Raw genomic sequence first — 12,777 nt, 5'->3', positions numbered from 1 at the left:
AACGATAGGGGGTAACGCACGTAAAGTATTAAGGTGTGGGTTTGGAAAGCCCTAGGAGATCTGGCAAGGAAGACTCTTGCAGGTGCGCTCGGGGTGATCTGAATATTTTGACCAACAGTTTAGTTGAAGGTAACGCCAAGGACATGCCCGAAGCCAAGAAATTCGAGAAGCTTTTCTCCACTCCAATGATGCGATTCCAAGTGCCCAACAGCGCAGCATTAAATGCGGCGTTGTTGTTTGAGGCAGAAAAGATGCGTGAGGAAGATGAAGGCGTCTCAAAGTCCAATCGCGGGGGTTGGCACTCACGAGGGAATCTATTTGAACGCGATGCGCCGGCCATTCAGACTTTGCGCGACGCAGCAAAAGATGCGGTTTTCCAGATGACACGAAAGGTCTCGGACAAGGTTAAACCGGACGAACTTCGTCTGAAACTGTTCGGCTGGATGAACGCCAATCCCTCCGGCGGTTACAATGCACCACATACGCACCCCGGAGCGCATTGGTCAGGTGTATACTATGTCTCTCAACCCGAGGTCGAAGAAGGTTCGTCTGGAATGATTGAATTTCTCGACCCTCGGAATGAGTTGCCTCATTGGCGGATACTTGAGGCGAGTGCATTTCGGAATAAAAAGAAGCTGCGCCCATCTCCGGGTGAAATGATCCTGTTTCCATCCTATCTGACCCATTGGGTCCACCCAAATCAAAGCGAGGACAGCCGTGTAACCGTTGCGTTTAACGCAACTTTTCGTCGCCCTAAGTCAGGCACGCTGAAAACGTCAGGAAGCAAGTAGTATTTCATTCTGCGCAAACGATATCTAACGGATACATGTCGAATTCGTCTCGCCACCTGCTCAAAGCACTCCTAGTCTGTGGACATTAATCAGTTACGACAACAGGAACCCAAATGAGCTGGATCAAGACCATACCCTATGTCGAGGCGACGGGCAGGCTGCGCAAACTCTATGACCGGGTCACCGGCCCGGACAACAATGTGGACAACATCATGATGGCGCACAGCCTGCGCCCGCACTCGATGGAAGGCCATATGGCGATGTATAAGGCTGTACTGCATCATTCTGGCAACGTTATCCCGAAGTGGTTTCTTGAGGTGCTGGGCGTGTGGGTCAGCTCTCTGAACCGATGCGGGTATTGTGTCGAGCATCATTTCGCGGGTCTGCAGCGGTTGTTGCAGGATGAAGCACGAGGGAACGCGATCTGGGCGGCGATTGAGGCAGGCGAACCGGGGCAGGCGCCTTTGGACACGGCGCAGGTTGCTGCGATGTATTATGCACGTCTACTGACCGAAGCTCCGGCGGATTTGACTGAAGCCGATGTTGAGCGTTTGCGCTCCGCTGGTTGGGATGATGGAGAGATTCTTGAGATCAATCAGGTATGCTCGTACTTTTCCTATGCGAACCGAACCGTACTTGGGTTAGGGTGCTCGACGGATGGGGACGTTCTGGGACTGTCGCCGAACAACTCGGAAAATCCGGATGATTGGGGCCATCGGTGAGGACAGGAGCGAGGGGCCAGCCCCTCGCGCTCCCCGAGATGTTTTTGGCCAGATGAAGGGCAGATCGGCGCGCCTGCCCGGAGGCTCAGTTAAAACACAAGTCTGTTTGACACCAATCAAAGCGCTGATTGTGCCGAACTGCTAGATTTCTCTTCGACAGGAAACCGAGGAGAGAATGTATGGATGCTACGCCCCAGATCAGTCAGAAATCACCTCATATTAATTCGGCAACTGCCCCGAGTGCGGAGGCCTCTGCGCCGACGCTCGAAAAAATTCGGCAAGCTTTTGAAAGCGGTAACTATCCCTATGGCCGAAAGATGGCGCGCAAGGATTATGAAGCGCAGAAGGCTGAGTTACAGGCCGAGTTGCTAAAGGTTCAGTTGTGGGCACAGGAAACCGGACAGCGATTTGTGTTGTTGTTCGAGGGCCGAGATGCCGCTGGCAAGGGCGGGACAATCAAGCGGTTTATGGAGCATCTGAACCCACGCCAGGCCCGTGTCGTTGCGTTGAACAAGCCGACGGATGAAGAGAAAGGGCAGTGGTATTACCAGCGGTACGTGCAACAGTTGCCGACCTTGGGTGAGATGGTGTTTTATGACCGGTCTTGGTACAATCGCGCGGGTGTCGAACGGGTTATGGGGTTCTGCTCTCCCAACGAGTACTTGGAATTCATGCGCCAGACTCCTGAGTTAGAGCGGATGTTGGTACGCTCGGGCATTCAGCTTTACAAATACTGGTTCTCGGTCACGCAGGAAGAACAGCAACGGCGCTTTCGGAGCCGTGAAACCGACCCATTGAAACAATGGAAATTGTCGCCGATTGACAAAGCCAGCCTGAGTAAATGGGATGACTATACTGAGGCGAAAGAGGCGATGTTCTTCTACACCGACACGGCCGACGCGCCCTGGACCATTGTAAAATCCAATGACAAAAAACGCGCGCGTCTGAATTGCATGCGTCACTTTTTGTCGACGTTGGATTATCCTGACAAGGATCACGAGATTGTTGTTGAACCTGACCCTCTGATCGTGGGGCAGGCGCATCATGTGATTCATCGCTCGGACCATATTCTTGGAACGGCACTGCATCCGGATGTGAAAATTGGCTAACGGGTCGGGTCATCACCAGACAGGGTGATGGCCCACTTGGTACAAGTCAAGTAAGTCTCACATTGAAATAAACCTGTTCTGCTCTTGTCTTGCGCTGCGGGCAAGCCTAAGGCTGGCGGGATGAACAAGGTGATGACATATCCCGGCCATTTGCGGGCAATTACAGTGCTGGGCCTGCCATTGATTGGTGGGCATTTGGCACAATATGCGATCGGTCTGACCGACACCATCATGCTGGGATGGTACGGGGTTGAGGCACTGGCCGCAGTGACACTGGCCAGCAGCTATTTCTTTGTTCTTTTTCTGTTTGGCGCAGGGTTTGGCTTGGCCGTTATGCCGATGGTGGCGACTGCTGCGGCTGAAGAGAATGAGACCAGCATACGCCGGTCGACTCGCATGGGTCTGTGGCTGTCTTTGATCTATGCGACGGTGATGATGCCCCTTCTGTGGTGGTCACAACCTATACTGATTGCATTGAAGCAAGAACCACAAGTCGCTGAAACTGCAGCGATTTACCTGCGTGTGGCAGGGTGGGGACTGTTCCCCGCATTGTTGGTTATGACCCTCAAGTCCTATTTGGCCGCACTTGAACGAACGCAGATTGTGCTCTGGATCACGGTTGTTGCCGCTGTTGTGAATGGATTGACGAACTATGCGTTGATTTTCGGCAATTTGGGTGCGCCTGAGTTGGGAGTGATGGGCGCGGCCATCGCTTCGGTCGTGACGCAGATCGTGTCACTGGTGGCGGTGGTGATCTATGCGGTGAAGGCGTTGCCGGAACACAGTCTGTTCCAACGTTTTTGGCGTCCGGATTGGGAAATGTTCATGAGCGTTCTACGCCTGGGCGTTCCGATAGGCCTGACGACACTGGCAGAGGTGTCTTTGTTCGCTATTTCAGCGGTGATGATGGGCTGGCTGGGTCCGGTGCCACTGGCGGCGCATGGTATTGCTCTGAATCTCGCGTCTGCGACATTCATGGTGCATCTGGGACTGTCAAATGTAGCAACAATCCGCGCGGGAAATGCATTGGGTCGTCGAGATCGTGCACATCTTGAAAAAGGCGCCATTACAGTGACCGGAATGTCGCTGGTGGTTTCAGTCTTGACCATTATTCTGTTCTTGACCTGTGCAGAGCCTCTCATTTCCTTGTTTATGGAATTTGATGATCCGAAACGGCCAGAAATTCTGTTGATTGGCACCGGGCTGCTGGCAATGGCTGCTTTGTTCCAACTGGTCGATGGCGCACAGGTGATCGCACTGGGTCTTTTGCGCGGATTGCAGGATGCCAAAGTGCCGATGGTGATGGCCGCGCTCAGCTATTGGGCGATCGGGATACCTGCATCGTATTACTTCGGCTTCGTTCAGGGCATGGAAGGGATCGGAGTGTGGCTTGGCCTGGTGCTGGGCCTTGCCTGTGCCGCTGTCCTTTTGATGTCGCGATTCTGGCTGCGGTCTGTGCGCGAGGTTGGCGAAGTTCCGGCCTAAGGGATCAACCTTTGCTGATCCGATCTGATTTTTTGCGGACAAGCACCGAGCGCAGATCATGCATAGCCATCAATAGCCGATCCGTGACGTCCTCCAACTGCTCATCCGTGGCCTTGGACTGCGCCCATTGCGTCGTCAGATTCAGATGGTCGACGGCGCGATGAATATCATCCAAGTCGCGGAGGGATAGCAGGGCTTTCCGCTCTTCCATCCAGCGCGTGATTTCGGCTTTGTCCGCGTCGGACAGACTACGTCGACCCTGTGGTTTGACCTCACCATTGCGGATGTTGACCACTGCGATCTGATCCATTTCGATCCGACGTTGGCGGTTTTCCGTATCGATCTTGAACACTGCTGCGCCATTCTCGCGTACGCGGAAGTAATATTCGGGCAGGATTGTGGACATGGAAACCTCAGGTCAGGGACGCGCAGAAGCGTTGGATACGGGTGCAAGCCTCGGTCAGCGCTTCATCAGATGTCGCGTAGCTGACTCGGAAATTGGGAGATAGACCAAAGGCCGCGCCAAACACCACCGCAACGTCGGCTTCTTCCAGCAGGGCAGTGGCAAATGCTTCGTCCGAGTCAATCACCGTCCCTGCCGGGGTGGTCTTTCCGATCAGGCCAGCGATGGACGGGTAGACATAGAATGCGCCTTCAGGTGTTGGGCATGAAATGCCATCGATCTGGCTAAGCATATCGACCACCAGATTGCGACGGCGTTTGAATATCTCGTTATTTGGCGCAAGAAACGCCTGAGTCCCATTCAACGCTTCGACCGCAGCCCATTGGCTGACCGAGCAGGGATTCGACGTGGACTGCGACTGCACTTTACGCATTGCCGCGATCAACTCGACCGGGCCCGCAGCATATCCGATGCGCCAGCCGGTCATGGCATAGGCTTTGGAGACGCCGTTGCAGGTTAGCGTCCGGTCGTAAAGCCCCGGTTCCACTTGTGCAGGTGTGCAGAATTCGAATCCGTCATAGGCCAGATGCTCATACATATCGTCGGTCATCACCCAGACATGCGGGTGCCGCATCAGCACGTCAGTCAGCTCTTTCAGCTCTGCTCGGCTGTAGCCCGCACCGGTTGGATTGGACGGAGAATTGAAGATGAACCATTTGGTCTTGGGCGTAATCGCTGCTTCTAACTGATCGGCCGTCAGTTTAAAGTTGGTCTGAAGCGAGGTTTCAGTAATCACCGGTGTCCCGCCTGCCAGCAAGACCATATCCGGATAGCTGACCCAATAGGGTGCGGGGATGACGACCTCATCCCCCTCATTGAGCGTGGCCATAAGGGCGTTGTAAAGCGTCTGCTTGCCCCCGGTCCCGACCGAGACCTGAGCGGGCGTATAATCCAACCCGTGGTCACGCTTCATCTTGGCGCAGACCGCCTGTTTCAGCTCAGGGATACCATCTGGCGCAGTGTATTTCGTCTTGCCTGCGGCGATAGCAGCAACAGCGGCGTCCTTGATGTTCTGCGGTGTGTCAAAATCCGGCTCACCAGCACTCAGCCCAATGACATCGCGTCCGGCAGCTTTCAACTCGGCCGCTTTGGCTGTCATGGCGATGGTGGGCGAGGGTTTTACGCGTGACAATGTCGCAGACAGGAAACTCATGGGTGGCCTCAGTTTGTATGTTCAGCCTGACTGTCATAGGGTGCGCCGAAATATCGATCAAGCCAATTGAACCTCACCTATTGGAGACCCCAATGAACGACGAAACGGACTGGTTCGGACCGGACACTGCAACCTTTGGAGATCGCGTCGCGGGCGCGCGCGAGGTTGCGGGTATGACACAGACACAATTGGCCCGTCGTCTAGGGGTTAAAAAGGCGACGATAATTTCTTGGGAAGATGATCTGTCCGAACCCCGTGCCAACAAGCTGTCGATGATGGCCGGGCTGTTGAATGTCTCGATCATGTGGCTTTTGACCGGCGAAGGCGACGGCATGGATGAGACCAGCCTGAACGGCGATGTCGACTCGGAGCTGCGTGATCTGGTGGCAGAACTGCGTACAATCAGGGGTGAGATGCGTGCCGGTTCAGAGCGTTTGGCCAGGGTGGAAAAGTCGCTGCGCCTGAAGCTGGAACGCAGTCAATGACCGAATCCCGAGAAACTCGGATCAAGCGCATGAAAATGCGCTCGATGCGACGTGGTATCAAAGAGATGGATTTGATCCTGACAGCCTACGCTGATCGCAACCTGACTTTGATGGATGACGACGGGCTGAATACCTATGATGCGTTGCTGCACGAAAATGACCAAGATTTGTATCAGTGGGTCACCGGTCAGGCCAGCCCTCCGACAGAGCTGTCAGATTTGATCGCAGACATTGCGCAAACATTTCAGAAATAAGCGATAATTCAACTTAACCGATTTTTCGGAAATTCGCGTCATGTTTTCAGAAACAGCGCGATGAATCGGAGGATCGGATGAGTATGGAGTTACAGGTCGCCGCGCCAGGGACCAAAGGGTTCATGACGGGTTATCTTGAGGCACTGGCGCTGGTTGAGCGTCTGCACCGCTTGCTTCTTGATGTCATCAAAGATGAATTTGAACGTGTCGGTGTGTTGGAAATTAACGCCGTGCAGGCCTTATTATTGTTTAACATAGGCGATCATGAAGTGACTGCCGGCGAGTTGAAGAGCCGAGGCTACTATCAAGGCAGCAATGTCAGCTACAACCTCAAGAAGCTGGTCGAGATGGGGTATATGCACCATCAAAGATGCGAAATTGACCGGCGTTCTGTCAGGGTGCGATTGACCCAACGCGGGCGAGAGATTCGCGATATAGTATCTGATCTATTTGCCCGTCATGCAGAAGGGCTGCAAAATCGTGGCGTGATTGGTGCGGATGGGATTGAAGAGATATCGGGTTCATTGCGACGGGTCGAGCGGTACTGGACAGATCAAATCCGCTATATTTACTAGCTGTCTAAGCGGTCAGAGGCCAGATTTCATTGGACTGTCCAATGAAGCGGCACCTCATGCCTGCAGATGTGAAACATTCATCAGGGGTGCAGCTCGGTAAGTTCAATGCCCTTCAATTCTCGTTCCAGCTTGCGCCGCATTGCGTTTTCAAAGTCTTCAAATCCATTTGCGATTTCAAGGAAAGCTCCGGGGCCGTGCAGGACGTTGGACTGAAAAAACGGGATCAGGTCGATTTCGCCCTCAAAGTCGCCAGCGTTGATGACCAGACCATTCACGGTCGTGTTCTGGAACGGAAAATGCTTGTAGGCGATTTGAGGCCCGTAGCCATCGTTGTTTTTCCCGTCACCTGAAATGTCGATGGTTTGGAACAGGCAGCGGGGCGCGCGTTGCATGAGCGTTGCACCGTATGCCAAAGCATGTCCCATCGCTGTTGGATAATCATTGGCAGACCTCTCGGAATCGCCGATGCTGTGTGCGGCAGCAAGCAGGTCTGCAGGCGTCTCGATCAAGAGCCAATCCAAAAGAAGTTTCTGGTTGAAACTGCCGGACCATTCGTAGACCGCCAGTGCAACCGGCTGCGGAGACCTAAAAAATGCCTCTTGCACTTCTGGTGCGATCAGGGCGGCGGCCAACCCTTTGCGCTGTAATGCATCTTCGACAGCATCGACCGAAGTTGAGATGTCCATAGCAAGGGCAAGTGCAAGGCGACATTGCTCGGCCCAAACGGGGCCGCCTAAAACGAGCAACCCCAGAGATGTTATCCGGCGGATCACCAATGACCGGTGCTTTCCATGCTTGCCCACGGTTCCGCCGGTTCCAGTGCCTCTCCGTTTTGCAGTAATTCGACAGAGATGTTGTCGGGCGAGCGCACAAACGCCATTCGCCCGTCGCGGGGTGGGCGGTTGATTACGATCCCGTTGTCCTGAAGGTGATGGCAGGTCTCATAAATATTGTCGACACCATAGGCGAGGTGACCAAAATGGCGGCTGTCGCTGGGCAGTTTATCGTCGCCATCCCAGTTATAGGTCAGTTCGATCGGGGCGTCTTCCTGACCAGGAGGGGCGAGGAAAACCAGTGTGAATCGACCTGCTTCACTGTCGTAGCGGCGGGTCTCTTTCAGGCCAAGAAGCTCATAAAATGCCATGGATTTCTCAAGATCCTTCACGCGGACCATAGTGTGGAGGTATGTCAGCCCCATCGCGACTTTCCTTACATTGATTGTGATGCCCAGCACCTTAGCGCGCCGCGATGCGGTGTCGAGAGGGAAGGAATGACACAATTCGCAAATTGCGCGCTACGCCGCACATATCGCGGTTCCGGTGGTTGATAAGCCGATATATAGTGGTGGGCGACTCATTGCTGGAAAGGATGATTTCATGCCTCTGTCTTCCGACCAACTGGCCGAGATTGAAGCGCAACGCGCACAATCGAGCCCGACCCGCCGCGTCGTTGCCGAAGGTATGGAAGATCACCTGTACACGGCGCATCAGGTTCTGGATCACGGATTTGTTCGGGTCATCGACTATATGGGCGATGACGCCGCGATCTGTCAGGCCGCGCGGGTATCCTACGGCAAAGGCACCAAATCGGTGCAGAATGACGAAGGCCTGATCCGTTATCTGATGCGGCATTGGCATTCGACCCCTTTTGAAATGTGCGAGATCAAACTGCACGTCAAATTGCCGGTTTTTGTCGCCCGCCAGTGGATTCGCCATCGGACTGCTAATGTGAACGAATACTCGGCCCGTTACTCGATTCTGGATCGGGAATTCTACATCCCCGCGCCCGAACATGTGGCCGCACAGTCTGAGGTGAACAATCAGGGCCGTGGCGACACGTTGCAGGGCGAAGAGGCCGCACGGGTGTTGGAGATTTTGAAGGCCGACAGCGCGCGATGCTATGACAACTACGAAGCTATGATTGGTCAGGATGGCCAGCAAGGGTTGGCACGAGAACTGGCGCGGATGAACCTGCCAGCCAATATCTATACGCAATGGTATTGGAAGGTGGATCTGCACAACCTGTTCCACTTTTTGCGTCTACGCGCTGACCCTCATGCGCAGTACGAAATCCGCGTTTATGCTGATACCATGTGTAAGATCGTCGCTGACTGGGTGCCGTTTGCCTATCGCGCGTTCGAGGATTATCGTTTGGGTGCTGTCAATCTCTCGGCTCAGATGGTGACCTGCCTGCGCCGCATGCTAAGCGGTGAGACCGTTACTCAGGAAAATTCAGGCATGACAGCGCGTGAGTGGCGCGAGTTCGAAGGCGTTATCCGCGAAAGCTGAATAGTCAGGAAAAAAGAAAATAGCGCGTCCCGAGGTGGGCGCGTTTTTTAGGGGTAGCTAACGGTTAACGGCCGGAAATTGGCCGCCAACCTTATTTGTCTTTCCCGCCGGGGCGGGCCTTGCCTTACAGCGGCTTCAAATCAGACGCCATCTGTCGGCCATCACGTCCGTCTTCCAGCTCGTACGAGACCTTCTGATTGTCAGCGAGTCCGGTCAGGCCGGATCGTTCTACGGCCGAGATATGTACAAACACATCTTTGCCACCCTCATCGGGCGCAATAAAACCATAGCCTTTGGTTGTATTAAACCATTTCACGGTGCCAGTTGGCATTTCCCGTGTCTCCTTCTACTTACACGTTGTCCCACAAATTGGTGGGGGTAGTGGATGGCAATACCGCAACACATCACTGTTCGCCCAAACGATACAGCCCGGGTCGCGTGTTTCGCCTTTTTCAACATTGCACGGTGAAGTAAAAAATCAAGAATAACTGGGCCATGCCAATGGAATTGCCCGATTTTGCAGTGAAGACAGGATCAATCAAACTATGCGCTTCTATGGATTGAAGAATTGCGACACATGTCGCAAGGCATTGAAATCGCTTCCGAATGCGGAGTTTGTCGACGTGCGGGGGCAAGGTGTTCCCGAAAATATCCTGTCGGAGGCGTATGAGGCTTTCGGCAAAGCCTTGCTCAATACGCGGTCAACAACCTGGCGCGGATTGGATGAGTATACACGAAATCGGCCGGTGCTTGAGCTGTTGGTTGATCATCCTACCTTGATGAAGCGACCATTGATTGAGGCAGATGGCCGGATGTATTTGGGCTGGACGCCTGAAACGCGTCAGGCCCTTGGTGTTGCCTAATCAATTGCCTATGTGACATGGACAACAAGCGGAGACCTGTGAATGCGAAACGCTGCCATGATACTAGGTGTGATTGCCGGGCTGATCGGAATGGTCGTCGGATTTTTCGGCTATGGCTTTGTGGAACTGATCGACCAATTTGGTGAGATCGAAGGGATTGCCGAGCAGGTCGATAACCCGGAACTGATCCAGACCGCTTCGATTGTGGCACCACTATTGGCGATAGTGGGTGGAGCGATGGCTCATTCACGTGCTCTGGTCGCGGGCATATTACTGCTAATTTCTGCGGCGGGGATGTATTACGCCTTTGGCTTTGGCGTCTTCACAATGTTCCCAATTGCCTTTGCCGGAGCAGCAGGAATGCTTGGGCTCGCGGCTGGAAAACCGGACGAGCCCAAGGCGCATTTTTAAGTCACTTCAGGCGCAGCAGCCGATCCAGTGATAGCGGGCCTGCGCCGTTGATTACGATCACCAGCAATAGGAATGTCCACATCACGCGCTGATCCATCAGCGTGATCGCGTTGTCGAACAAGCCACCTAGTTTGACGCCATGTCCAGTAACATCGGTCAGGGTCTGCACCCAGACAAATCCAATCATGCCAAGGGCGGCGAGACGGGTCAGCAGGCCGACCAGCAGCAGTACGGGCAATACAAACTCAGCCACGGTTCCAAAGAAGATGACAATTCGCTGGAAGAAAGTCATTTGGCTGACGTCATACAGGACGGCTTCGGCCGCCTTGGGGAAGATTTGCCCAAATGCCCCGGCGGATGGCGAAAATATTGAGCCGTCAATCTTCAGTGTTGCCGAGTTCCAATAATAAACGAACAGGACAGCGATAAAAACAACCCGAGCGAGGGTAGGCGTCAGCCAGCCGGACGTGTTCGCCACTTTGTCCATCGTGTCATTGTAGGTAGAGATCAGGGCAGTCATGTGTCCAGCCTTTCGATAGTCACGGAAGTTATTGCACCGCCCTGCAAAAGCAGTGCCAGAGTGGTTCCAAGGTCAAACTCGGGCGTTTCCGCCATGGTGGCTTCGAATGCTTCACCGATGTTTTGCCCGTTTTGAACGCGTGCGATCCATGCCGCGCCGCCTTGTGGCAGCAGCTGCGGGGCAGGATCGTATTCGGGACGTGTAATCAGTACATCCTGAGCGCCCGCTTCAGGTTTCGGGGCGCCGTCTTCAGTGTTAAACAACCAGATCGCGTGAACAGGCCATTCAGATCTTAAAGCAGTTGCCGCAGGTGCGAGGGTCAGCTTGGCGCGCATCAAATCTTCTGGTGGGACGCTCAATGCCTCGGGGTCGATAGGCTGGCAATCGGCGGCGTGATAAGCCCGCCGCAACGCCAGCTCCAGCCGCGCTACATCTGGCAGGTATCCCAGATGCGACAATTGCTCCATACCTTCCAAAAAGGCAGGGAATTCGTCACCGTAAAACATCATAAGTGGTGAGGTAGGCGGGTGCTGGCGCAGGAAAATCCCGGCAAGCCCATCCATGTTCTGTGATCCCAGCAACTTAGCAATGACTGGAAACGCCTGATGCATTGCCTCTGTCAATGAAACGGCGACATTGTTGCGATACACGCTGAAACGACGGCCCGCCGCGTTTGCTTGTGCATCCACCAAACCACCCGGAATCGATTTGTTGGCGTCCAGCAAAGCGTCATGGAAGGTGGTTTGCGATACGTTCATGCGGGAATCTTGTCCAAAGCAGATTTGGCACGTTCGGCTTCGGCCCTCAGGATTGGCCAGTCCGGTACGTCGGTATCCCATTCGATCAGCACCGGCTTGGGTCCCGATTTGTCCAGAACGTAGTCCAGCAATGCCCAGACCGGATCAACCACCTCGCGCCCGTGGCTATCGATTAGCAAGGGATGGCCGTGATCGTCTTCGTCTTCGTCATGACCGCCCAAATGAATCTCACCCACCTTATCGAGCGGGTAGGCGTCGATATAGCCCTGAGGTGAGAAATCCAGATTAGTGGCAGAAACAAAGACGTTGTTCACATCCAACAGCAAACCACATCCGGTGCGGCGCGTTATCTCGCGTAGGAAATCAGGCTCGGACCAGGTGCTTTCTTCGAAAGCCAAATAGCTGGAAGGATTTTCCAACAGCATTTGCCGTCCAACGACCCCTTGCACCTGATCAATATGATCGCACACGCGGGTCAGAGTGGCATCGGTATAGGGCAGGGGCAGCAGATCATTCAGGAAGTGACTGTCATGAGTTGACCATGCCAAGTGTTCCGAGAAGCTTGCTGGGTTCAGCCAACCAACCAAGTGTTTCAGGCGTGCGAGGTGATCTGGGTCCAGCGGTGTTTCACCACCAATGGAGAGGCCAACGCCGTGAACGGATATGGGAAATTGTTCGGATAGATGGCGCAGTTGTGCTAAAGGACGCCCGCCATCGCCCATATAGTTTTCTGCATGAATCTCAAGCCATTCTACTGGCTTAGCATGCTCAAGGATTTGCGAGAAATGCTGCGGTTTATATCCGACGCCTGGGGCGGCGGGCAATCGATTTGATCTGAGAGCATTGTCTAACATGTGCAAATCCCTTGATCATCACAGAAAGGGCGGGCGATGGTGCCCG

General features: G+C 54.1%; 18 protein-coding genes. 10 read left to right on the top strand and 8 right to left on the bottom strand.

Annotated elements, in window-relative coordinates; all coding sequences use genetic code 11:
* The first annotated feature begins 143 nt into the window (after positions 1 to 143).
* The 4 genes from AC2FI7_RS01645 (at position 144) to AC2FI7_RS01630 (ending at position 4,107) form a co-directional block, all read left to right on the top strand.
* Positions 144 to 791 (top strand): TIGR02466 family protein, encoded by a 648-nt coding sequence (locus AC2FI7_RS01645; protein WP_010439086.1) that lies wholly within the window; start codon positions 144 to 146, stop codon positions 789 to 791.
* 113 nt (positions 792 to 904) lie between these two features.
* Positions 905 to 1,513 (top strand): carboxymuconolactone decarboxylase family protein, encoded by a 609-nt coding sequence (locus tag AC2FI7_RS01640; RefSeq protein WP_496815572.1) that lies wholly within the window; start codon positions 905 to 907, stop codon positions 1,511 to 1,513.
* 179 nt (positions 1,514 to 1,692) lie between these two features.
* Entirely contained in the window at positions 1,693 to 2,622 is a 930-nt protein-coding gene (gene ppk2 / locus AC2FI7_RS01635) for a polyphosphate kinase 2 (RefSeq protein ID WP_010439091.1), read from the top strand.
* 120 nt (positions 2,623 to 2,742) lie between these two features.
* The gene (locus AC2FI7_RS01630; RefSeq protein WP_010439094.1) at positions 2,743 to 4,107 is read left to right on the top strand and encodes an MATE family efflux transporter; all 1,365 of its coding nucleotides are present in this window, start codon (positions 2,743 to 2,745) and stop codon (positions 4,105 to 4,107) included.
* 4 nt (positions 4,108 to 4,111) lie between these two features.
* Here AC2FI7_RS01630 and AC2FI7_RS01625 read toward each other — a convergent pair whose 3' ends face one another.
* Positions 4,112 to 4,513: a hypothetical protein gene (locus AC2FI7_RS01625; protein ID WP_010439098.1), complete on the bottom strand. Its 402-nt coding sequence runs from the start codon at positions 4,511 to 4,513 to the stop codon at positions 4,112 to 4,114.
* A gap of 7 nt (positions 4,514 to 4,520) precedes the next feature.
* On the bottom strand, positions 4,521 to 5,723 hold the full coding sequence (locus AC2FI7_RS01620; protein ID WP_010439100.1) for a pyridoxal phosphate-dependent aminotransferase: 1,203 nt from the start codon (positions 5,721 to 5,723) through the stop codon (positions 4,521 to 4,523).
* 92 nt (positions 5,724 to 5,815) lie between these two features.
* On the opposite strand from AC2FI7_RS01620, the gene AC2FI7_RS01615 reads away from it, so the two are divergent.
* The 3 genes from AC2FI7_RS01615 (at position 5,816) to AC2FI7_RS01605 (ending at position 7,037) form a co-directional block, all read left to right on the top strand.
* Positions 5,816 to 6,208, top strand: a complete 393-nt coding sequence (locus AC2FI7_RS01615) for a helix-turn-helix domain-containing protein (protein WP_496833121.1) — start codon at positions 5,816 to 5,818, stop codon at positions 6,206 to 6,208.
* Positions 6,205 to 6,462 carry a succinate dehydrogenase assembly factor 2 gene (locus AC2FI7_RS01610; protein WP_010439104.1) on the top strand — a complete coding sequence of 86 codons (258 nt, stop codon included), beginning with the start codon at positions 6,205 to 6,207 and terminating at the stop codon, positions 6,460 to 6,462. Before AC2FI7_RS01615 ends, AC2FI7_RS01610 begins: the two co-directional genes overlap by 4 nt.
* Positions 6,463 to 6,539: 77 nt before the next feature.
* Positions 6,540 to 7,037: a MarR family winged helix-turn-helix transcriptional regulator gene (locus tag AC2FI7_RS01605; protein ID WP_170538906.1), complete on the top strand. Its 498-nt coding sequence runs from the start codon at positions 6,540 to 6,542 to the stop codon at positions 7,035 to 7,037.
* 80 nt (positions 7,038 to 7,117) lie between these two features.
* On the opposite strand, the gene AC2FI7_RS01600 is transcribed toward AC2FI7_RS01605, so the two are convergent.
* Together AC2FI7_RS01600 and AC2FI7_RS01595 are read right to left on the bottom strand one after the other, a co-directional pair.
* Complete coding sequence (locus tag AC2FI7_RS01600; protein ID WP_010439106.1) at positions 7,118 to 7,813, bottom strand: DUF1194 domain-containing protein; 696 nt, start codon at positions 7,811 to 7,813, stop codon at positions 7,118 to 7,120.
* Positions 7,807 to 8,235, bottom strand: coding sequence for a VOC family protein (locus tag AC2FI7_RS01595; RefSeq protein WP_010439108.1), 429 nt, complete (start codon positions 8,233 to 8,235; stop codon positions 7,807 to 7,809). Before AC2FI7_RS01595 ends, AC2FI7_RS01600 begins: the two co-directional genes overlap by 7 nt.
* A gap of 178 nt (positions 8,236 to 8,413) precedes the next feature.
* Between AC2FI7_RS01595 and thyX the strand changes: the two genes are divergently transcribed.
* On the top strand, positions 8,414 to 9,325 hold the full coding sequence (gene thyX / locus AC2FI7_RS01590) for an FAD-dependent thymidylate synthase (protein ID WP_010439110.1): 912 nt from the start codon (positions 8,414 to 8,416) through the stop codon (positions 9,323 to 9,325).
* A gap of 124 nt (positions 9,326 to 9,449) precedes the next feature.
* Here the strand turns inward: thyX and AC2FI7_RS01585 are convergent, their stop codons facing one another.
* Positions 9,450 to 9,656 carry a cold-shock protein gene (locus tag AC2FI7_RS01585; RefSeq protein ID WP_010439113.1) on the bottom strand — a complete coding sequence of 69 codons (207 nt, stop codon included), beginning with the start codon at positions 9,654 to 9,656 and terminating at the stop codon, positions 9,450 to 9,452.
* A gap of 214 nt (positions 9,657 to 9,870) precedes the next feature.
* On the opposite strand from AC2FI7_RS01585, the gene AC2FI7_RS01580 reads away from it, so the two are divergent.
* Positions 9,871 to 10,188 (top strand): ArsC/Spx/MgsR family protein, encoded by a 318-nt coding sequence (locus AC2FI7_RS01580; protein ID WP_496833119.1) that lies wholly within the window; start codon positions 9,871 to 9,873, stop codon positions 10,186 to 10,188.
* Positions 10,189 to 10,230: 42 nt separating this feature from the next.
* Complete coding sequence (locus tag AC2FI7_RS01575) at positions 10,231 to 10,599, top strand: hypothetical protein (protein WP_170770290.1); 369 nt, start codon at positions 10,231 to 10,233, stop codon at positions 10,597 to 10,599.
* Between the two features lies 1 nt (position 10,600).
* Here AC2FI7_RS01575 and AC2FI7_RS01570 read toward each other — a convergent pair whose 3' ends face one another.
* From AC2FI7_RS01570 to bufB, 3 genes are read right to left on the bottom strand one after another with little or no spacing between them, the layout of a single operon-like run.
* Positions 10,601 to 11,119 (bottom strand): DoxX family membrane protein, encoded by a 519-nt coding sequence (locus AC2FI7_RS01570; RefSeq protein WP_010439120.1) that lies wholly within the window; start codon positions 11,117 to 11,119, stop codon positions 10,601 to 10,603.
* Positions 11,116 to 11,877, bottom strand: coding sequence for an HvfC/BufC N-terminal domain-containing protein (locus AC2FI7_RS01565; protein WP_010439123.1), 762 nt, complete (start codon positions 11,875 to 11,877; stop codon positions 11,116 to 11,118). Before AC2FI7_RS01565 ends, AC2FI7_RS01570 begins: the two co-directional genes overlap by 4 nt.
* Positions 11,874 to 12,731: an MNIO family bufferin maturase gene (bufB, locus tag AC2FI7_RS01560; RefSeq protein WP_010439125.1), complete on the bottom strand. Its 858-nt coding sequence runs from the start codon at positions 12,729 to 12,731 to the stop codon at positions 11,874 to 11,876. Before bufB ends, AC2FI7_RS01565 begins: the two co-directional genes overlap by 4 nt.
* Between the last annotated feature and the right edge of the window lie 46 nt (positions 12,732 to 12,777).

The organism is Ruegeria sp. YTSA064, assembly GCF_059610325.1.
This window is presented reverse-complemented; position numbering and strand designations above follow the sequence as displayed.